This window comes from Gordonibacter massiliensis (ex Traore et al. 2017) (assembly GCF_019731765.1).
In the GTDB taxonomy this organism is placed as follows: Bacteria; Actinomycetota; Coriobacteriia; order Coriobacteriales; family Eggerthellaceae; genus Gordonibacter; species Gordonibacter massiliensis.
In genome coordinates this window covers 29,347-51,302 of the sequence record NZ_JAASIO010000010.1, presented here as the reverse complement: position 1 = coordinate 51,302, position 21,956 = coordinate 29,347, and the positions used below count along the sequence as shown (strand labels likewise).

Below are 21,956 nucleotides of genomic sequence, written 5' to 3'. Positions count from 1 at the left end.
CCCCGGGGGCGCCCCCCCCCCGCGGGGGGGGGGGCGGCCCGCATTGTGCCTTGACATTATGCTAGCATGGTGCCCTCAATTGAGACGGAAAACGCCGATCCGACGAAGCGGGCGAGGGAAGCGAACACGATGGGGAGCCTGGCATTCTTGCTGGTCGATAAAACGCGCGGGTTCGTGGAAGCCTGCTACGAACGGGGCGACCTCGACGCCACGCTTGCCTACCTCGACCCATCGCGAGCGACCTGCTTCGGCTACGTTGCGGACCTGCACGCCTTCAACAGCGACGACGTCGCGCGCCTGCTCGAGGCCTCGTGCGCGTACGCGCGCCGCATCGGATCGCGCATCGTGTCCCACGAATGCCACCTGACCTACCGCAACGAGGCATGTGCGGTCGTGCTGTCCAGCCTGCGCACGCGCGCCACGAAAGGGGACGCCGCCGACGAGTATGTGCGCCGCCTCACGTTCGTGTACGCGCCGGTCGGCGACGAGTGGCTTGTCGTTCACGTGCACAGCTCGGCTCCCGATACGCCGGAGGGCGAGGCGGCGTCGCGCGGCATGACCGCGCGGGACGTGGGCGCGGTCGACGTCGACGCCGTGCTGTCCCAGGCCAAGATCGAGCGCGAGCGCTACGAGATCGTCTCGGAGCTGTCCGACGACATCATTTACGAGTACGACGTGGTGCGCGACACGCTGCACCTTTTCTCCACCCGCTTCGGCGAAAACCCTAACATCAGGCGCAACAAGGTCGTGGTGGAGCACTGCAAGAGCACGCTCGACCCCAGCGGCTTCGTGCATCCCGACGACCGCGAACGCTACGTCGCCGACACGCGCCTGCTGTCCCAGGCCAAGCCCGAGCCCGGCACGGAGCACGACGCGTACGCGTACGTATACCGCCTGCGCCCCGTGTTCTTCTTCGACGATTGCAAAGGCGATCGCGACACGTACGTGCACCAGCGCGTCCTGGGCCGCCGCATCTACGACAGCGAGGGCAGGCTCGTGAAGTACGTGGGCAAGATCGTGGACGTTTCGGGGGAATACGAGCTTTTGGAGCAGTCTTCCACCGATTCGTTGACGCGGGCCTACAACCGCTCGTACCTCCAAAGCCGGCTGCGGGAGTACTGCGCTTCCAAGCAACCCGACGTGTCCTATGCGTGCCTGCTGGCCGACGTGGACTGCTTCAAGTCGGTCAACGACCAGTTCGGCCACCTGGTGGGCGACGAGCTGCTCACGTCTTTCGCGGACACCGCCCGCGCGCTGTTCCGCACGAGCGACGTCGTCGCGCGCTTGGGCGGCGACGAGTTCATGGTGTTCATGCGCGACGTGTACGACCCGCGCGTCGCCATGGAGCGCTCCGAGGCCCTTATCGCCGCGTTCCGCAGCGCGGCGGCCGATCGCGGCCTTCCGCACGACGTCAGCCTCAGCGTGGGCGTGGTGGTCTCGCAAGACCCGCATCCGTTCTCCGAGCTGTACCGCCGTGCCGACATCGCCCTCTACCGCGCGAAGGCCGAGGGAAAGAACTGCGCCGTGGCCTACTTGGAGGGCATGGCCTATCCGGAGGGCGGCTGCCCGGCGAAGCCGGCGCCCCCGGCGTTCCCGCCGCCTTCGCTGGGCGATTGACGCGGTTTTTTATCGAAGGCCCGCTCGCGCGCGCACGGGCGTGGTACACTTTTCGTTCGATATCGAACCCGAAGCGCGACAAGCCGGCCGGTCCGGCTGCGGAAAGCGACACTGTTCATGGCTGACTACATCGAGGGCAAACGCCCCATCATCGAGGCGCTGCGCACGCAGGTGCCCATCAAGCGCATCCTGCTGGCCGACAACGCGAAGCGCGACGGCCTCGTGGAGGACATCCTGCGCAAGGCGAAGCGTTTCGACGTGCCCGTGGTCACGGTGCCGCGCAAGCAGCTCGACGAGAAGTCCGAGCGCGGCAGCCACCAGGGCGTCATGGCGGAGACGAAGCCGCACGCCTACGTGGACATCACCGAGATCGAGCGCGCAGCGGAAACCTACTCCGAAGAGCACGACGGCCGGGCGCTCGTCGTCATCCTCGACCACCTCACCGACGCCGGCAACCTGGGCGCCATCGCGCGCAGCGCCGAGGCCGTGGGCGCCTGCGGCCTGGTCATCCCCAACAAGCGCAGCGCGAAGGTGGACGCCTCCACCTACAAGAGCTCGGCCGGCGCCATCGCGCACATGCCCGTGGCGCAGGTGCCGAACCTCGTGCAGATCATGGCGCGCCTCAAGGAGCGCGGCTTCTGGGTGGCGGGTGCTAGCGAGCAGGCCGACGACGTCATCTGGCGCTCGAACCTGAAGGGCAAGATCGCGCTCGTCATGGGCAACGAGGCCGAGGGCCTGTCCCGCGTGGTGAAGGAGAGCTGCGACTTTCTGGTGAAGCTGCCCCAGATGGGCGAAGTGGCCTCCCTCAACGTCGCGCAAGCCTCCACCGCCTGCATGTACGAGTGGCTCCGCCAAAACTACTAGGTTGAGCCGGTGCCCAAGCAACGCAAAAAACTGCTGCTCGTCGACGGGTACAACGTGCTGCGCTCCGGCAGTCGCTACCAGCAGATAGCCGGGCCCGACTACACGGACGACGCGTTCAACACCGCCCGCGAGGCGCTCATCAACGACGTGGTGAACTACGCCGGGCGCGATTGGCGCGCCATCATTGTGTTCGACGGCGGCCGCAACGAGTTCTCCACGGGCGAGGCCGAGAGCGTGGGCGGCGTGCGCATCATGTTCTCGCCGGCGGGGCAGTCGGCCGACAAGGTCATCGAGAAGCTCGCCCATGACGCGCGCGAGCGCCAGGTGGAAACACTCGTCGTCACCAGCGATGCCACCATCCAAGACACCGTGTTCGGCTTCGGCATCGACCGCATGAGCGCGAACGGCTTCTCCCGCGAGGTCGCCATGCACTACGAGGAAGCCCGCCTCGACGACACCCCGAAGGTGGCCGAGAAGAACACCGTGGCCGCCCGCATCGACCCGGCAACCCTGGCGAAGCTGAAAGCTCTGCGCGACAACGCGCGGTGACGTTCTTGTCGCTCGCGCTCGTCCCAGCCGCCGTCCCCCAAGGCGGCCGTGTCTTCCGCCCCGGTGCTCGGAAGGCGGTTTCCCTCGGTATCACCCGATAAGGTGATAGCTCCATCAGGTGTTTCATCCATTCAGGCGATAAACGCCCCATGCTTTTCGCCGTATGCTTGCCATCAGGAGGGTGGGGGTCGACGAAGGGATCGGCCCGCCTCGGTGCATAAGGAGGAAGCACGATGTCTGAAAACAAGTTCTCGCTCGATAGGCGGCAGTTCCTCGGTTTCGGCGCGGTGGCCGCTGGTGCGGCGGCGTTCGGCTTGGCGGGCTGCAGTCCGAAAACGAGCGATGCGAAGGCCGCCGACTCGTCGTCCAAGGGCTCGACGTCCTCTGCCGGCAATCCGGCGGCTTCGGGCGAGCTCACCTGGCTCGGTGCCGAGCCCGCTATCGCCGACGCCGACGTGAAGGAGACGGTGGAGGCCGACGTCGTGGTCGTCGGCTGCGGATTGGCCGGCGTGGCGGCGGCACGCGCCGCAGGCGAAGAGGGCGCTCAGGTCGTCGTGTTCGAGAAGGCCGAGGGCCCGCAGTGCCGCAGCGGCGAGTTCGCCGTCATCAACGGCGATCTGGAGGCGCGTTGGGGGCGCGACACGTTCGATGCCGATCAGATCGTCGACCACCATATGGACGAGTGCTCGTACAAGACGAAGCGCTCCATCATGAGCAAGTGGGCCCGGCACGGCGCCGAGGTGTTCGACTGGTACATCGGCGCGAAGGAGGACCTCTACATCTGCGACACCACGCGCAGCGAAGTTCCCGACGAGGGCGCCGCGTCGTACCTCATTCCCATCTTCCAGCCGTTGCCCGAGGCTTACGACTGGACGAAGGAGGAGCATCCGGTGTATCCGACGTCCGTGGAGCTGCTGCCCAGCCAAGCGCCGGTCCTCGAGGCCAATATGGAGAAGGCCGTAAGCGAAAGCGACGTCACGCCGTTCTACGGCTACTTCGTGGAGAAGCTGATTATGGAAGACGGCCGCTGCACCGGCTGCTATGCGCGCAACGCGAAGGACGGCTCCTACGTGAAGGCGACGGCGAAGAAGGGCGTTATCCTGGCAACCGGCGACTATGCCAGCAACACCGACATCCTGGGCTACTACTGCCCCGAAGTCGTGGAGAACGGCATTCAGGAGATGTTCCCGAACGTCGACGTGGAGGGCAACCCCACGAACACGGGCGACGGCCTGAAGCTGGGCGCCTGGGTCGATGCGGCCATCCAGCAGCATCATGCCCCCATGATCCACCACATGGGCGGCGGGGCCGACATCAGCGGCGAGGGCGTCATGGGCATCGCCGGTTTCCTGCAGCTGGACAAGCACGGCAAGCGCTTCATGAACGAGGACGTGCCCGGCCAGCAGGTTGAGAACCAGATAGAGCTTCTGAAGGACAAGACGTCCTATCAGATTTGGGACGGCGCGTGGAAGGACGAGCTGCAGTACATGCCGGCCGGTCATGGCGTGGCATGCTACTACGACGAGTCGCTGCCGAAGAACAACGAGACCTACCGCAACTACAAGTCCCAGGCGAAGCTCGACGCGGCCGTGGCCGAGGGCCGTTGCTTCAAGGCGGACACGCTGGAAGAACTGTTCGACCAGATAGGCGACATCGACAAGGAGGCGGCCCTCGCATCGGTGGCGCGTTACAACGAGCTGGCTCACGCCGGCAAAGACGAGGACTTCGGCAAGGTGTCCTCGCGCCTGTTCGCGTTGGAGACGCCGCCGTACTACGCCGTGGCCATGGAGCCTGCGCTCATGCTGGTGTGCCTGGGCGGCCTGGCCAGCGACGAGGACGCGCACGTGTACAGCAACGCGGGAGACGTTATCCCCGGTCTGTACGCCGCCGGCAACATCCAGGGCGACCGCTTCGCCGTGCAGTATCCCATCAGCCTGAAGGGCGTGAGCCATTCCATGGCGCTGTACTACGGCTACGTGGCCGGCAAGAACGCCGTCCAGCAGGTGTAAAGCCGCAGGCAACGACGAGGGGTCGCGCCTGTTCGCAGGAGGCGTCGCGCCGGCGATGCCGCCGACCATCGCCGCAACCAACGCCGCGATGAACGGCGCGACGCCGCTATCATCGATCTTCTGCCCGCCGTCCAAGCTCCCTCCCTCCTTGGCGGTGCGGCGTCCGGGGCCGGTCTCTGCGACCGGCTCCGCTCTGTTCTCGCGGCGCATGGTAGAATGCAGCGGCAGGATTAGGCATGCGAGGAAAGAGGATCCATGGCGGAAACCGAAGCGGCGCTGTCGCAGGCGCGACCGTACGTCGCCGTCGGCGGCTTGGTGGGCGTCGTCGTCATGCTCATGGACAACCCCCATGTGATCGACCCGTTGTTCGGTTCGTCCGCTTCCGTGCACGTGTTCTTTCGCGCGGCGCTCGTCGCGGCCGTGGTTGCCGGTCTGCTGCTGGCTTTGCGGGCGCGGCGGTCTACCGTGAAGCCGGCTGGCCGTGCGAGTTTCGGCTCGCTGCTCGCGGCCCTCGCGTTCGTTGGCGCTTGGGGCGTTCGGATGGCCGGACTGTCCGAAGCGGCCCTTGCTTTGTGCGGGATCGTGTTCGGGGCCGGCTTCGCTGCCGCCGTGATTCGCTGGGGATCGGCCTTCTCGGCCCTTGACGAGCGCGTCGCGCTGTTCGGCATCTCGCTCGCCGGGGTCGCGGCGGCGCTGCTCAAGCTTCTCGCGCTGGCTTTGCATGATGCGTTCCCGCTCACGCCTTCTCTCGTCGTGGCGGTCGGCCTTGTCGCGGCCGCCGTCGTTCCGCGCTCGGCATCTCCCGCCGCCTCGCCCGTCGCATCCGTGCCGGTCGATCGGGCGCCGTTTCGGGTCTTGGGAGCCTTCTCCCAGAACTGGGAGATCGTCGTGGGCTTGCTGCTGTGCGCTTTCATCTCGGCGTCCCAGTGGGGAGCTCACCTGACGGGAACATCCATTGCGAACAATCCGGGGCCCGAGAGCGCATGGGGCACGGCCACGGGCTTCCTCGTCGGCTCGATGCTGTTGTGCGTCGCCGTGCGCCGGACGGCGTGGCGCGATTTCAAGGTGGTCTACCAGTTGGCCCCGCTCTTGTGCGTCGCCAGCCTGCAGCTCATCTGGTTCTTCGGCGCGCTCACGGGAACCGTCGGGCGCTTCGCGTTCAGCATCCCGCTCGGTTGCGCCATCGCGATCATGGCCGAGCTGTTCTGGGTGCGCCTGTCCACGGGCGACGATGCCTCGCTCGTCGCGACGTGGGGCGTTGCCACGGCGGCCTTCGCGACATGGTTCTTCGCCGTGGTGGAGGTGTGGCCGTGGGTGGGCGACGCCGCTATGAGTACCACGGCTCAAACGGGCATGGTGCTGTACCTGATGGCCGTGGGCCTGGTGCCGGTGCTGCGCCAACGCCGGCGCGGTGCGGAGGAGCCCACCGACCTCGCGCGCTTGCAGGAGGAGCGCTGCCGCGACTTGGCCGAGCGCGCCCAGCTCTCCAAGCGCGAGGCCGAGATCCTATCCTACCTTGCCCAAGGTCGCAGCGCGCCGTTCATTGCCGAGGAACTGTTCGTGTCCACGAACACCGTCAAGACCCACGTGCGCCATATCTACGGGAAGCTGGGCGTCCATTCCAAGGAGGAGCTCCTGGACGTCGTTCACGACGTTCGTTGACAACCCGAAGTTGTCAAAGTGCGCACTCGAATTACTGGCGCGCCGCCTGCGCAGCCGGTATGATCGGGCCATCGCTTCCGAACTGCAGCACAAACGTTCCCGCCGGAAGCGCGGAAGGAGCGCCGCATGGAATTCTCGGTCGCCGATCGGTTGGCGCGGCTGCGCCGTGCCCAGGGGTATTCTCAAGGAGAGCTCGCCCGAAAGCTGGGCCTGTCGCGCCAGGCCGTGTCGAAGTGGGAGAGGGCCGAGGCGGCTCCCGACACGGAGAACCTCATCGCGCTCGCGCACCTGTACGGAGTGACGCTCGACGAGCTTGCGGGCCTCGACGCAGTAAACGAGGCGGCGGAAGAGCGTTCCGCCCGAACGCTCGAACCGAGCGCAGCTACGGGTGACGCGCGCCCAGGACGCTCCGACAACGGGTCGTCCAGGATCGACACCGTCAAGTTCGGAGCCGCCCCTGTTGCTAGCGGGGCGAGCCGCGACGCACCCGCGGATTCTCTTTCCGGTGCGGCGCCCGGGCTCGACTCGGACGCGACCGGCGCTCCCGCCCTCGAGGCGCCGACGGGCGGGCCGCCGACGCCGGCCGCCCCCGACCCGTCCGGCACCGGGGAATCGCCAGCCGGCCAAGCTGCCGAGGGGCCGTCCGGTGCGGCTGCTCCGCGCGTTTGGCGAAGGGGCTTCTACCGAGCCGTCGTCTGCGTGCTGTGCGTCGCCTTGCTTGCTCTGAGCGCGCTCGGCTGGTTCGTCCTCACGGGTCCCCATCCGCGCGTCACCGACGCGCTCGGCGTCACGAGCACCCATGTGGACGAGATCAACTTCTCCGGCATCGACCGCATCGTGGTGAACTGGCCGGCCGGCGAGGTCAAGATCGAATCGATGCCGAACCTCCGTCCTCTGCGCATCGAAGAGCACGGCCTCGACGTCATCAAGCAGGGCTGCTTCCAAAAGAAGGGGTCGACGCTCGAGGTGTGGGCGGGCGATACGCGCGCATGGGACGATCGGGAAGCGATCGCCCACGACCTGACCATCTCCGTTCCGTTGTCGAGCCCGCCGTCCGCTGCGTCGGCGGAAGACGCGCCGCGCTTGGCGGAGCTCGTGCTGAACACCGGCTACGGCAGCTTCAGCGTGGAGAACATCGAGGCCGAAGCGCTCGACGCCGCCATGCGCGACGGCAGCCTCGAGCTGGCCCGGTGCTCGTTCGGTGAATACCGGTTCTCGTAGAGGGCTCCGAAGGGCATAAGGAAGCTCGGCACGATGCGCCCACCGCAGGGTCCGAGGATCCGCTGTGCTCCCGTTTCGGTGCAAAAATCACCGATGCCCCCGTGTTCGGAGGCGTTGTAGAGGCGTCTTGGCATGCGAGCCTGATTCGTTGGGCTCGTTTGCGCAGGTCGCAATTTTTCCATGACGGCGAACCCTTGCCGAGGGAGCTGCCTAGACGGGGGCATCGGTGATTTTTGCACCAAGCGGCCGCCTCCCGAAAGCATGATCTTGGGGATGCCTGGCCGCGAGCGCGCCGAGCGAGCAGGTGCGTCCGTGCGCGCGGCAAGCCTTCGGGCGCGGGACGTCGGGGAACCGGGCGTTTATGCCAACGGCACGTTTCGGCATGGCGTCCCGTCGATTCCCGCCATGACAAATGTCATGGATTCCGCTGCGGCGGGTAACGAAATCCCTTTTCACACGGCTAGGCAACCGGCGGTTGCGTAAAATGATTACCAGAGATGCTGGTGCAACTGGCCGCGCAACTGCACACTGGGGGCGAGAAAGAGGTTCGTATGACGCCAACGCCGAAGAAGGGATCGTTCATGAACGTCGAAATCGCCCAGCGCCTCGCCGAGATGAGGCGCGAGCAGGGTTTCAGCCAGGAGGAGCTGGCCGCGCAGCTGGGGCTGTCGCGCCAAGCCGTGTCGAAGTGGGAGCGCGCCGAGTCGTCGCCCGACACGGGCAACCTCATCGCCCTCGCCGATCTGTACGGCGTCACGCTGGACGAGCTCGTGCGCGTGGACGCCGACATCGCCGACGACGTGACGTTCGAGGCGCGGGATCGCGGAGCCTCGGCCGAAGTGGAGGCGCGCGAGGCCGCCGTGGCCGCGAGCGCCGCCGCCGCGACGGCCGCCGCCGCAGCCGCCGCGGCCCAGGTCGCCGCCCGGCAGGAGCCGCCCGCTGCCGCGGCGTCGCAACCGTCCCCGTCGCAGCCCGCCCCGGCGCAGCCCGCCCCGGCGCAGCCCGTCGGCGATCCGAGCGCAGCGTCCCAAACGGCAGCGCCCGCCGCAGGGTCGGCCCCCGCTCCCGCCTCGGCGTCCGCCGCCGCAACGGCTCCCGGCACCTCGCCCGCGCAGGCCCCCGTTCCGCCCGTTCCCCCGCACGGCTATCCGCCCCCCGCGCAGCAGCCCGTTTACGGCGTGCCCGTCCCGCCGCAGCCGCAACAGTCTGCGCCCGGCTATGACGATCGCGACGGAAGGCATCGCCGCGGCCCCTGGTCGACGTTCCCGTATCCCATCCTGTGCGTCATCCTGTTCATGCTCGCCGGTTTCGCGTTCGGAGCCTGGCACCCCGCCTGGGTGCTGTTCCTCACCATCCCGCTGTACTACTGGATCGCGCACATCATCGAGAACGACCCGAACTATCGGGCCGGGCGTCGATAGCGGAGGGCGGCAGACATGGCAAAGCTCACCAGATCGTCGTACGTGAAAATCGCGCTCATCATCGCGCTCGGCCTGCTGCTGTTCGCTGTGGCGGGGCTCGGCTCGATGCGCGGGTGCTCGTCGCAGGGATTCTATCTCGGAGGAGGAGCGGAAATGGGCAACGCGAGCGTGGACGCGAAAAGCGTGAAGAACCTGTCCATCAGCTGGGCTGCCGGATCGGTGGACGTGTCGGTGGTCGACGACGCGGCCGGTGACACCATCGAGCTCGTGGAGACGGCACCCAACGGCATGACGAAGGCGCAGCAGATGCGCTGGAGCGTATCGGGCGACACGCTCAAAGTGGACTACGGCAGCTGGTGGTCGTGCTTCGCGCTGGGGCAGAAGCGCCTGGAGGTGCGCATCCCGGAGCGGTACGCCAGGAATCTGGGCAACGTGGCCGTCGACGGCGCGTCGGGTTACTACCGCGTCTCGGGCATCGGTTGCGACGCATTGAACTTCAAGCTCGCATCGGGCGAGATCGACGCGGATGACCTCGCCGCCGACACCCTCGGCGTGGACGTGGCCAGCGGCCAGGCGCGCGTGGAGGGCTCGTTCGCGAACCGCGTGAGCACCAAGACGGCCTCGGGCCAGCTCGACGTGGTCTGCCTCGGCACGGCGCCGAGACAGGTGGACGCCGACCTCGCCAGCGGCCAGACGAGCGTGGCCCTGCCCGAGGACACCGGCTTCTCGGTGAAGGTCGACAAGGCGTCGGGCAGCTTCGCCAGCGCGTTCGAAACCACGCAGCAGGGCAATTCCTACCTGCACGGCGACGGCACCACGTCCATCGGCGTGCATATCGCCAGCGGCCAGTTCAGCTTGGAGAAGTCGCGCGGTTAGACCCGCCGCCGAGCAGGGCGTGCAGGGCGGGCGCGTCCGCAAAACAGAAGGGGCCGTATCGAAAGCCCCCAAAACGCTCGTTGGCGTTGACCGTTTCGTAGGGCAAGGGCTCTGCCCTTGCCGTCTACCCGGGGAAACGTTGCCTGTCGAGCGGCAAGGGCAGAGCCCTTGCCCTATGCGACAAGCGAAAACGACGCTTTTGATGCCGCCCCTTCCTCGGCGTCAGTCTTCTTCGCCGTCGATGCGGCAGAGCGACGATCCTTGGCGCTTGGCGCGGTACAGCGCCTCGTCGCTGCGCTTGATAAGCTCGTCGATGGAGCAGGGCAGGCCCGTGGCGATGCCCGCGCTCGCCGTGAACGGGTACGACTCGCTCGCGGCGAGCGACTTGCGATGAAGCTGCTCGATCATGTCCTGCACGGCCGCGCAGACCTCGCGCGGGTCCCGGTCGCTCGGAAGGGCCACCACGAACTCGTCGCCGCCCCAGCGCACCACGAGGCCGTCGGGGAACGTCTCGCGCAGGATCCGCGCCGTCTGCACGAGCGCCACGTCGCCTGCGGCGTGGCCATATCGGTCGTTGATGTCCTTGAAGTCGTCGAGGTCGAGCGTGACGATGGTGATGGGCTCGTCGCGCGGGCTCTCTTCCAGGCGCTCGTAGAAGTAGCGGCGGTTGTACAGGCCGGTCAGGTAATCGGTCCGCGCGGCCTCCGCAGCGCGTCGCTCCAGCACGCGCTCGATCGTGACGTCGCGGTAGATGCGCAGCTGGCCGGTCACGTTGCCGAACACGTCCACGATGGGCGCCTTGTTCAGCTCGAACGTCGTGTCGGTTCCGGCGATGTTGGCGGTGAACTCGCACGTCTCCTTCTCCTCGCGCGCATCGGCCAACTCGTCGCCGAACACGACGCGGCGCCAATGCTTGATCTTGCCGCCGATTACGTTGTCGCGCTTTACTCGGAAGTACTGCTCGGTGACGTGGTTGACGTTCAAGATCACGCCGTCCGTGTCCTCCACCACGATGGCGAAGGGCATGGCGTTTATGAGGATGTCCAGCTCGGTGGCCACGTTGCCCAGGTCGGTGACGTCGTGGGCAACGCCTACCGTGCCCATGACGGTGCCGTCCGCGTCGAACAGGGGCGATTTGTACGTTTTGAACTGGCGCATGCCGCGCTTCGTCTTCACCTGCTCGTCGAACAGCAGCGTCGTGCTCGACCGCATGGTCTCCTCTTCGGACTCCAGGCACACGTACTCGCCCTGCGCGTACTCGTCGGGCGTGATGTCCCATATATAGTAGTGGCCGCGCCCTTCCACCTGCTCCTTCGTCTTTCCCACCGTCTCGCAGAAGGCGTCGTTCACCTTGAGGTGCGCGCCGCGCGCGTCCTTGAACCACACGAGCTCCGGCATGGAGTCGATGGCGGTGTCCAGGTACTGGCGGGTGAGGGCCAGGTCGGCATCCTCCTTCTCGCGCTCCAGCAGCTTGCGGAAATGGAAGGCCGCGAGCGCCGGCGGGAACGGCCCCGCCCACACGTCGAGGAAGGCAGAGACGGCCGCAGCGTCGAGTTCGGCGACCGCTTCGGCGCTCGCGCACAGCACGAGCCGGGCCCGGTGCGGCGTCTGGGCGGCATCGGGGGAGGGCACGAGGGCGATGTCGCACTCGTCGAGGTCCGCGCCGGCCGGCCAGGGCCCTTCGACGACGCTCACCTCGAAGCGCGCGGGCGCCTCGACGGAGCGCATGCCCTCTGCCACGGCGGCATCGAGTCCGAAGACCCCCACCTTCAACGTCCTCCGGTACATACGCGCCTCCTATACATAGTGATGCTGCCTAAATTGTACGCCTCTCCGCCGCCAAGTCGGCCCAAATACAAGTGATTTGCTCTAATATCGGCGACGATGCGTTGCCGTTCGCGGCCTTTCCGTCAATCCGTGCCGAGGCTCGACGGTTCGGCGAGCTGTCGTAACCCCGGGCATGCGAAGCGGGCGCGGGGCGAAGCGCCTTCAGCGCGAGCGGCAGCGGGCTCGCCCCTGCGCATGCGACTCCTGCCCGCAGGTGTCGGGCCGGACACCTCGGATGTTGCCGAAAGGAGGGTGTTCGCAGCCGCCGTGTTCCTCTAAACTGAGCTGTCGATGGAAAAACGCGCTCCCTGCAGCGCGCGACGGCCGAAGAGGGGATCGATGGAGTTCAGGGCACTGCAGCTTTCAGACAAAAGCCTCGTCGAGGAGGTGCTCGCGCCCCTGCGCCGCAACGACTCGGCGCTCGGGTTCGCCAACCTGTTCTCGCTGCAAGAGAAGTACGCCACGAAGATCTGCCTCGAGGGAGGCGTGCTGCGCGTGCGCCAAGACGATCGTCTGCCGGGCGTCGCGGCGTGCTATCCGCCTCTGGGAAGCGCGAACCTGGTCGGCGAGGTCGAGCGGCTGCTGGACGAGTCCGCGCAGGCGGGGGAGCGCGTCGCGCTGGTGGGCGTGACGCCCGAAGAACGGCTCGAGCTGGAAACCGCGCTGCCCGGCGCCTTCGCCTTCTCGACCGACCGGGCCTTCGCCGACTACCTCTACCGCACCGAGACCATCGCCGCCTACGCGGGTCCCGCGCTTGCGAAGAAGCGCCGCGAGACCAATAAGTTCTACCAGCTGTACGGCGACGACGTGACCTTCGAATCCCTTTCTCCCCGGCACCTCGACGAGTTGCGCGCGTTCCAGCAAGCGTGGTTCGAGGGCAGCCGGCGCCGCGGTTCCGAGGAGCACCCCCTGGAGCTGGAGCATCGCAAGATCCTGCTCGACCTCGACCATTTCGAGGAGCTAGATCTGGAGGGCATCCTGCTGCGCATCGCCGGCGACGTGCAGGGCTACGCCTACGGCGCCCTGCTGCCCGGCGGCGCGTTCGACGTCATGGTGCTCAAAGGCAACCTGGGCTTCCGTTACATCTGGCGCGCCCTGCTGCGCGAGCTGGCCGGCACCGTGGTGGACCGGGCCGAGTATCTCAACCTGGAGGAGGACCTGGGCCTGCCCGGCCTGCGCGAGAACAAGCTGAGCTACCAACCCTGCGCCCTGCTGGAGCGCTACCAGGCAACGCTCGTGTGATTTCTGCCCGGCCTGCGGGGCGTTTGCCCCTACGAGGCAGCCGCGCCTGTCGGGCGCGAGCGGCGAAGCCGCCATGCGCCCCTCGCCGGTGGAAGGCGAAGCCCGCCGCCGCAGGCGGCGCATCCCCACCGCTTCGTGATCCGGGGGTCCCTCAACAAGCACGAGGCCGGCCGGTCGGGGGCGGGCGAGATTTCGCGGAGGGCGCCCCCTGGCCGACGCCGCCCTCCCAAGGCCAAGCCCCGGATTGCCGGCCGGTGATGCGGGGACACCCTGACCCATGCGCCGGCTCGTTTCGCTTGGCCCCTTCGGCGGCGTCGGCCAGGGGGCCGTTTGCGCGGAGTGTTCTCGCCCGCCCCCGACCGGCCGGCCGTCCTTCAAGTCGCCAAAACCACCTCCGCAACCAAAAAGTTTTCCGTCTATTATCCCAGCTAAAACCCTGAATCAACAGCAAATCCCCACAGTTCGTAAAAATTTTTCTTGACACCGCCCACTCCGCGTCGTATTTTTAGAAATTGCGACTTTTCGCAGATTTTAAGATTCTCTTGAAGGAGGAAAAGCCTCGTGGCTCAAGCAAAAACCAGTGCTCCCACCAGCCTTTATAGGAATCGCCGCAGCTTCGCCAAGATCCCCGACGTCATGGACGTCCCCAACCTCATCGCCATCCAAACCGACAGTTTCGAATTTTTCAAGGGAGAGGGCCTCGCTGCCGCTTTCCAGGACATCAGTCCCATTGAAAACTCGACGAAGGACATGTGCGTGGAGTTCGGCAAGCACGAGTTCGGCGAGCCGAAGTACACGGTGGACGAGTGCAAGGAGAAGGACGTCTCCTACCAGGCGCCGCTTTTCGTGGAGATCCGCTTCATCAACCGCGAGACGGGCGAGATCAAGGAGCAGGACGTGTTCATGGGCGACTTCCCGCTCATGACCCCGCGCGGCACCTTCATCATCAACGGCACCGAGCGCGTCGTGGTGTCCCAGCTCGTGCGTTCCCCCGGCGTCTACTTCGCCGCCGAGCGCGACAAGACGTCCGACAAGACCATCTACAACGCGAAGGTCATCCCGAGCCGCGGCGCGTGGCTCGAGTTCGAGACCGACAAGCGCGACATCCTGTCCGTGCGCATCGACCGCAAGCGCAAGCAGCCGGCGACGCTGCTCGTGCGCGCCCTCGGCCTGGCCGAGACGCGCGAGGAGATCATCGAGCTCCTCGGCAGCGACGAGATGGTGCTGCGCACGCTCGACCGCGACCCGGCCACCACGAAGGAAGAGTCGCTCATCGAGCTGTACAAGCGCTTCCGTCCCGGCGAGCCGCCCACCATCGACTCCGCCCGCACGCTGCTCGAGGGCCTGTTCTTCAACCCGCAGCGCTACGACCTGGCGAAGGTCGGCCGCTACAAGATCAACAAGAAGCTGGGCTTCGACCCCGACTACGAGGCGTCCACCCTCACCGACGACGACATCGTGAAGACGATGCAGTACATCGTCGCGCTGCATGCCGGCGAAGAGGGCGTGCAGACCGACGACATCGACCACTTCGGCAACCGCCGCATCCGCACGGTGGGCGAGCTGATCCAGAACCAGTTCCGCATCGGCCTATCGCGCATGGAGCGCGTCGTGCGCGAGCGCATGAGCATGCAGGAGCCCGACGAGATCACGCCGCAGTCCCTCATCAACATCCGTCCCATCGTGGCGGCCATCAAGGAGTTCTTCGGCTCCTCGCAGCTGTCGCAGTTCATGGACCAGACGAACCCCGCCGCCGGCATCACGCACAAGCGCCGCCTGTCGGCCCTCGGCCCGGGCGGCCTGTCCCGCGAGCGCGCCGGCTTCGAGGTGCGCGACGTGCACACGTCCCACTACGGCCGCATGTGCCCCATCGAGACGCCTGAAGGCCCGAACATCGGCCTCATCGGCTCGCTGGCCACCTACGCTCGCATCAACCCCTACGGCTTCATCGAGACGCCGTACCGCCGCGTCGTCGACGGCAAGGTCACCGACGATATCGACTACCTCACGGCCGACGAGGAGGAGAAGTACACCATCGCGCAGGCCAACGAGACGTTCGACCTCGAAACGCGCCAGTTCGTCACGTACGCCGAGGACGGCTCGTTCACGGTGGACAAGAAGGTGCTCTGCCGCACGACGAGCCCCGACGGCGTGTTCGGCGAGCCCGACGAGGTCCCGCCCGCGCAGATCGACTACATGGACGTGTCCCCGCGCCAGATGGTGTCGGTGGCAACCTCGCTCATCCCGTTCCTCGAGCACGACGACGCGAACCGCGCCCTCATGGGCTCGAACATGCAGCGCCAGGCCGTGCCCCTGCTGCGCCCGAACGCGCCGCTGGTGGGCACCGGCATCGAGCACCGCATCGCGGTGGACTCCGGCGAGATCCTCGTCGCCCAGAACCCGGGCGTCGTGGACTACGTGGACGGTCAGACCATCATCGTACTGAACGACGACGGCGAGTACGACGAGTACCTCGTGCCGAAGTTCCAGCGCTCGAACCAGTCGGGCTGCATCAACCACCGCCCCATCGTGCGCAAGGGCGACGAGGTGCAGAAGGGTGACGTGCTGGCCGACGGCCCGTCCTGCGACGGCGGCGAGCTGGCGCTGGGCCAGAACCTCATGGTGGCCTACATGCCCTGGGAAGGCTACAACTACGAGGACGCCATCATCGTGTCGGAGCGCGTGGTGTCCGAGGACCTGCTCACGTCCGTGCACATCTCCGAGTACGAGATCGACGCGCGCGACACGAAGCTGGGCCCCGAGGAGATCACCCGCGAGATCCCGAACATCTCCGACGACATGATCAGCGACCTGGACGCCGACGGCATCATCCGCGTGGGCGCCGAGGTGTTCCCGGGCGACGTGCTGGTGGGCAAGGTCACGCCGAAGGGCGAGACGGAGCTCACGGCCGAGGAGCGCCTGCTGCGCGCCATCTTCGGCGAGAAGGCCCGCGAGGTGCGCGACACGTCCCTCAAGGTGCCCCACGGCTCCGGCGGCCGCGTCATCGGCATGGCGCGCTTCAGCCGTGCCGCCGGCGACGAGCTGGCCCCCGGCGTGAACGAGCTCGTGCGCATCTACGTGGCGCAGAAGCGCAAGGTGCAGCAGGGCGACAAGCTGTCCGGCCGCCACGGCAACAAGGGCGTCATCAGCCGCGTGCTGCCCATCGAGGACATGCCCTACCTCGCCGACGGCACCCCCATCGACGTCATCCTGAACCCGCTGGGCGTTCCCAGCCGTATGAACGTGGGCCAGCTGCTCGAGAACCACCTGGGCTGGGCCGCCAAATGGGGCTGGTCCGACGCCGAGGAGACCGACGAGGTCGTAGAGGGCCCCATGCACGTGGCCACGCCCGTGTTCGACGGCGCCACGGAGAAGGAGATCTCCGACGCCATCGAGAAGGCGAACCGCAACCTCATCAACATCAACCACGAGAAGTACGGCGACCTGGCGCGCGACGAGTTCGTGCCGCAGCTGTCCCGCACCGGCAAGACGTGGCTCTACGACGGCCGCACGGGCGAGAAGTTCCGCGAGCCCATCACGGTCGGCCAGAGCTACATCCTGAAACTCGGCCACATGGTCGACGACAAGATCCACGCCCGCTCCACCGGCCCCTACAGCCTCATCACCCAGCAGCCGCTGGGCGGCAAGGCGCAGTTCGGCGGCCAGCGCTTCGGCGAGATGGAAGTGTGGGCGCTCTACGCCTACGGCGCGTCCAACGTGCTGCAGGAGATCCTCACCGTGAAGTCCGACGACACCGCCGGCCGCGTGAAGTCCTACGAGTCCATCGTCAAGGGCGAGAACATCCCGGCCGCCGAGGTGCCCGAGTCCTTCAAGGTGCTGGTGAAGGAAATGAAGTCGCTCTGCCTGAACGTTGAGCTCGAGGGCCACGACCACCAGACCATCGACGTCACGGTGGAGTCCGAGGGCCAGGAAGACGACGACCGCGCGCTGTTCGAGGCCATCGCGGCCGACGCGCGCAAGACGGAGGAAGACGCGGCGAACGCGCTTGACGACATCGCCGCCGAACTGGGAGAGCTGATGAGCGACGTCTCTGACGACAACGATACCAACGACCTGATCGGTGAAGGAGAGGAGCGATAGATGACGACGGAATTCGACGTTACCAATTTCGACGCCCTGCGTATTTCGCTTGCCAACGCCGAGGACGTGCGCGGCTGGTCGCGCGGCGAGGTCAAGAAGCCCGAAACCATCAACTACCGCACGCTCAAGCCCGAGAAGGACGGCCTGTTCTGCGAGAAGATCTTCGGCCCCACGAAGGACTGGGAGTGCGCCTGCGGCAAGTACAAGCGCGTGCGCTTCAAGGGCATCGTGTGCGAGCGCTGCGGCGTGGAGGTCACGCGCAGCAAGGTTCGCCGCGAGCGCATGGGTCACATCGAGCTGGCCGCGCCCGTGAGCCACATCTGGTACTTCAAGGGCTCGCCCTCGCGTTTGGGCTACCTCTTGGACATCCCGCCGAAAGAGCTGGAGAAGGTGCTGTACTTCGCGTCCTCCATCATCACCTCGGTTGACAAAGAGGCCCGCGAGGAGGACGTCGACGAGCTGCGCGACGAGCTGGCCGCCGACCTCGAGGAGCTGGACGCCGAGCGCGACCGCCTCATCGAGGCCACGCGCAAGCTGTCCACGAGCTACGTGCCCGAGGACGACGACTTCGTGGACGAGGTCGACGAGGACGAGCGCTTGACGCCCGAGGAGGTCGACGAGGAGATCGCCGACATCTACGAGGAGTTCAACGAGCGCAAGGCCCTGCGCCAGGACGCCTTCGAGGCGTTCATGAAGATCGAGCCCAAGCAACTCGTGCCCGACGAGGCCCTGTACCGCGAGATGCGCCTGAACTACCGCGACTACTTCACGGGCGGCATGGGCGCCGAGTCCGTGCGCGACCTGCTGGACGCCATGGACCTGGCCGCCACGGCCGATGAGCTGCGCGACACCATCGCCAACGGCAAGGGCCAGAAGCGCGCCAAGGCCATCAAGCGCCTGAAGGTGGTCGACGCGTTCCTGAAGTCCACGAACAAGCCCACGGACATGATCCTGGACGTCATCCCGGTCATCCCGCCCGATCTGCGCCCCATGGTGCAGCTCGACGGCGGCCGCTTCGCCACGTCCGACCTGAACGACCTGTACCGCCGCGTCATCAACCGCAACAACCGCTTGAAGCGCCTGCTCGACCTGGGCGCCCCCGAGATCATCGTGAACAACGAGAAGCGCATGCTGCAGGAGGCCGTCGACAGCCTGTTCGACAACGGCCGCCGCGGCCGTCCCGTCACGGGCCCGGGCAACCGCCCGCTGAAGTCGCTTTCCGACATGCTCAAGGGCAAGCAGGGCCGCTTCCGCCAGAACCTGCTGGGCAAGCGCGTGGACTACTCCGGCCGTTCGGTTATCGTCGTGGGCCCGCAGCTCAAGCTGCACCAGTGCGGCCTGCCGAGCCAGATGGCGCTCGAGCTGTTCAAGCCCTTCGTTATGAAGCGCCTGGTGGAGCTTGAGTACGCCGCCAACATCAAGGCGGCCAAGCGCTCCGTGGACCGCGGCGCCAGCTACGTGTGGGACGTGCTCGAAGAGGTCATCACGGAGCACCCCGTGCTGCTGAACCGCGCCCCCACGCTGCACCGTCTGGGCATCCAGGCCTTCGAGCCGGTGCTGGTCGAGGGCAAGGCCATCAAGCTGCACCCGCTGGTCTGCACCGCCTTCAACGCCGACTTCGACGGCGACCAGATGGCCGTGCACGTGCCGCTGGGCGCCGAGGCGCAGGCCGAGGCCCGCGTGCTCATGCTGTCCGCCAACAACATCAAGTCGCCGGCCCACGGCCGCCCGCTCACCGTGCCTACCCAGGACATGATCATCGGCCTGTACTACCTCACGGCCGCCCGCGACGGGTTCCCCGGAGAGGGCCGCGCCTTCATCGACTTCGCCGACGCCCTGAACGCCTACGACGCGCGCGCCGAAGTCGACCTGCAGGCCAAGATCTGGGTGCGCCTGAGCCGCGACACGCAGGTGGCCACGGCGTACAACACGTTCGAGGACCGCAAGGCCGGCGAGCGCATCGAGACCACCATCGGCCGCATCACGTTCAACAGGGTGCTGCCGCACGACTACCCGTATCTCAACTACGAGATGAACAAGAAGGAAATCAGCCGCCTGGTGGAGGACGTGTGCAACCGCTACGAGCTGTCCAACGTGCCGCCCATCCTGGACGGCCTGAAGGACGCGGGCTTCCACTACGCCACGCGCGCCGGCGTCACCGTGTCGGTGTACGACGCCACCGTGCCGCCGAACAAGCCGGAGATCCTGGCTGCGGCCGACGCGAAGGTCGCCGCCATCGACGAGGACTACGAGATGGGCCTCATGAGCCAGGACGAGCGCCACAAGCAGGTCGTCGACATCTGGAACGAGGCCAACGAAGAGGTCGGCGAGGCCATGGCCGAGAACTTCGACAAGTTCAACCCCATCTACATGATGGCGTTCTCCGGCGCTCGAGGCAACATCAAGCAGATCCGCCAGCTGGCCGGCATGCGCGGCCTCATGTCCGACCCGAAGGGCGAGATCATCGACCGCCCCATCAAGGCGAACTTCCGCGAGGGCCTGTCGGTGTTGGAGTACTTCATCTCCACGCACGGCGCCCGTAAGGGCCTGGCCGACACCGCGCTGCGTACCGCCGACTCGGGCTATTTGACCCGCCGTCTGGTGGACGTGGCCCAGGACGTCATCATCCGCGAGATCGACTGCGAGACGACCGACGGCGTGCCCTACCCGCTGCACAACGAGAAGGGCGACGTGGACGACAACCTCATCGGGCGCTGCCTGCTGGAGGATGTCAAGGGAGTCGACGGCAACGTGGTGCTGCCCGCAGGCGCGTACATCGAGCGCATGGAGCAGCTGCACGACATGGATCGCGCCGGCGTCGAGACGGTGGTCATCCGCACGGTCATGACCTGCCATGCCGAGCACGGCGTGTGCCAGAAGTGCTACGGTTGGGACCTCGCCACGAGCCGCCCCGTCAACATCGGCACGGCCGTGGGCATCATCGCGGCCCAGTCCATCGGCGAGCCGGGCACCCAGCTCACCATGCGTACGTTCCACACCGGCGGCGTCGCCGGCGAGGACATCACCCACGGTCTTCCCCGTGTCCAGGAGCTGTTCGAGGCGCGCAAGCCCAAGGGCCTCGCCGTGCTCGCGGAGATCTCCGGCACGCTGCAGATCGCGGGCGACAAGTCGCAGAAGACCATCACCATCCACGACCAGCAGGGCAACTTCCGCGAGTACGTGGTGAGCGCCCGTGCCCAGATGCTGCCGGGCGTGACGGACGGGTGCGAGGTGCACGTGGGCCAGCAGCTCACCAAGGGCTCCGTGAACCCGCACGACCTGCTGCGCCTCACCGACCCGAACACCACGCTGCGCTACATCGTGAGCCAGGTGCAGGGCGTGTACGTGAGCCAGGGCGTGGACATCAACGACAAGCACATCGAGGTCATCTCGCGCCAGATGCTGCGCAAGGTGGCCGTGACCGACGCCGGCGAGTCCGACTACCTGCCGGGTCGTCAGGTCAACCGCTTCGAGTTCGAGGACGAGGCCAACCGCCTCATCGCCGAGGGCAAGGAGCCGCCCGTGGGCCAGCCGCTGCTGCTGGGCATCACGAAGGCGTCGCTGGCCACGGATTCGTTCCTGTCGGCGGCCTCCTTCCAGGAGACCACGAAGGTGCTCACCGACGCGGCCATCGAGGGCAAGACCGACCATTTGGCCGGCCTCAAGGAGAACGTCATCATCGGCAAGCCCATTCCGGCGGGCACCGGCCTCAAGCGCTATCGCGAGGTGGGGCTCACCTACAAGGGCCGTCCGGTGGCGGGCGTGCAGGGCGAGACGCTGCCCGATTTCGCGCCGGAAGCGCTCCGCGAGATCGAGGAGCTGCTGCCCCAGCCGCAGGATTGGTCGCTCGACGGCGACGGCTACCTCAACATGGGCACGAACTACGGCAGCTACTACAGCGGGCTGTCGCTGGGCCACCGCGGTCCGCAGCTGTCCGACGAAGACGCGCGCCTGTACATCTACGACGACCTGGGCGTGTCGCAGCGCTGGGCCAACAAGTTCAGCGAGGCGGGCATCGAGACGGTGGCCGACCTCGTGGGCCACACCGAGGAAGACCTGCTGCGCATCGAGGGCATCGGCGTGAAGGCCATCGAGGAGCTCAAGGAGGGGCTGGCCGAACGCGGGCTGTCGCACGTGATCGAGGACGACCTCGCCGCCACGAGCGACGACATGAGCCAGCTGCTCGACATGGTGTTCTCGCCTGACGACACCATCCTCATCGGCGGCGACGAGCCCCCGACCTTCAACACGGAGGGCGAGGACATGCTGGGCGAGGCCCTGCCGCCCCGCTCCTACCAGCGCAACCTGGAGGAGTTGGACGCGCTGCTCGGCTCGGTCGGATCGCTGGGCTTCGGCCTGACGACCCAGGAGGACGGCGAAGAATCCTCTGACGACGATGCCGAGGACGACGACGTCGAAGAATAGCTGAAGCGGAGGGGCGTGCTTGCGTGCGCCCCTCTTCTTGCGTTCGGCTATCCCGCGCGAGCACGACGCTCCCTTGCCGTCTCGAACGAGCGCAGCGCTCCCTCGCCACCTCGAACAGGCGCAGCGCCCCTCGTCATTCTGA

12 protein-coding genes are annotated in these 21,956 nt (G+C 66.9%); 11 read left to right on the top strand and 1 reads right to left on the bottom strand.

Annotation, left to right across the window (positions count from 1 at the left end; all coding sequences use genetic code 11):
• Nucleotides 1–129 precede the first annotated feature (129 nt).
• From HCH03_RS11420 to HCH03_RS11385, 8 genes are all read left to right on the top strand, one after another.
• Entirely contained in the window at nucleotides 130–1,617 is a 1,488-nt protein-coding gene (locus tag HCH03_RS11420; RefSeq protein WP_221689593.1) for a sensor domain-containing diguanylate cyclase, read from the top strand.
• A 117-nt stretch (nucleotides 1,618–1,734) separates the two neighbouring features.
• Entirely contained in the window at nucleotides 1,735–2,481 is a 747-nt protein-coding gene (gene rlmB, locus HCH03_RS11415) for a 23S rRNA (guanosine(2251)-2'-O)-methyltransferase RlmB (protein ID WP_221689592.1), read from the top strand.
• Nucleotides 2,482–2,490: 9 nt separating this feature from the next.
• A complete protein-coding gene (locus HCH03_RS11410; protein ID WP_080143624.1) occupies nucleotides 2,491–3,030 on the top strand; it encodes an NYN domain-containing protein in 540 nt (179 codons plus the stop codon).
• A 233-nt stretch (nucleotides 3,031–3,263) separates the two neighbouring features.
• Nucleotides 3,264–5,039, top strand: a complete 1,776-nt coding sequence (locus tag HCH03_RS11405; protein ID WP_221689591.1) for an FAD-dependent oxidoreductase — start codon at nucleotides 3,264–3,266, stop codon at nucleotides 5,037–5,039.
• 255 nt (nucleotides 5,040–5,294) lie between these two features.
• Entirely contained in the window at nucleotides 5,295–6,701 is a 1,407-nt protein-coding gene (locus tag HCH03_RS11400) for a helix-turn-helix transcriptional regulator (protein ID WP_221689590.1), read from the top strand.
• Nucleotides 6,702–6,827: 126 nt separating this feature from the next.
• Complete coding sequence (locus HCH03_RS11395; RefSeq protein WP_221689589.1) at nucleotides 6,828–7,922, top strand: helix-turn-helix domain-containing protein; 1,095 nt, start codon at nucleotides 6,828–6,830, stop codon at nucleotides 7,920–7,922.
• A 581-nt stretch (nucleotides 7,923–8,503) separates the two neighbouring features.
• Nucleotides 8,504–9,343 (top strand): helix-turn-helix domain-containing protein, encoded by an 840-nt coding sequence (locus HCH03_RS11390; protein ID WP_221689588.1) that lies wholly within the window; start codon nucleotides 8,504–8,506, stop codon nucleotides 9,341–9,343.
• A 15-nt stretch (nucleotides 9,344–9,358) separates the two neighbouring features.
• On the top strand, nucleotides 9,359–10,219 hold the full coding sequence (locus HCH03_RS11385) for a DUF4097 family beta strand repeat-containing protein (protein ID WP_221689587.1): 861 nt from the start codon (nucleotides 9,359–9,361) through the stop codon (nucleotides 10,217–10,219).
• Nucleotides 10,220–10,441: 222 nt separating this feature from the next.
• On the opposite strand, the gene HCH03_RS11380 is transcribed toward HCH03_RS11385, so the two are convergent.
• Nucleotides 10,442–12,007, bottom strand: coding sequence for a diguanylate cyclase domain-containing protein (locus HCH03_RS11380; protein WP_221689586.1), 1,566 nt, complete (start codon nucleotides 12,005–12,007; stop codon nucleotides 10,442–10,444).
• A gap of 378 nt (nucleotides 12,008–12,385) precedes the next feature.
• On the opposite strand from HCH03_RS11380, the gene HCH03_RS11375 reads away from it, so the two are divergent.
• The 3 genes from HCH03_RS11375 to HCH03_RS11365 all read left to right on the top strand — a co-directional run bounded on the left by HCH03_RS11375 (nucleotide 12,386) and on the right by HCH03_RS11365 (nucleotide 21,814).
• Nucleotides 12,386–13,288 (top strand): DUF2156 domain-containing protein, encoded by a 903-nt coding sequence (locus HCH03_RS11375; RefSeq protein ID WP_221689585.1) that lies wholly within the window; start codon nucleotides 12,386–12,388, stop codon nucleotides 13,286–13,288.
• A gap of 561 nt (nucleotides 13,289–13,849) precedes the next feature.
• Nucleotides 13,850–17,389: a DNA-directed RNA polymerase subunit beta gene (gene rpoB, locus HCH03_RS11370; RefSeq protein ID WP_080143617.1), complete on the top strand. Its 3,540-nt coding sequence runs from the start codon at nucleotides 13,850–13,852 to the stop codon at nucleotides 17,387–17,389.
• Nucleotides 17,390–21,814, top strand: coding sequence for a DNA-directed RNA polymerase subunit beta' (locus HCH03_RS11365; RefSeq protein WP_221689584.1), 4,425 nt, complete (start codon nucleotides 17,390–17,392; stop codon nucleotides 21,812–21,814).
• Nucleotides 21,815–21,956: the final 142 nt, after the last annotated feature.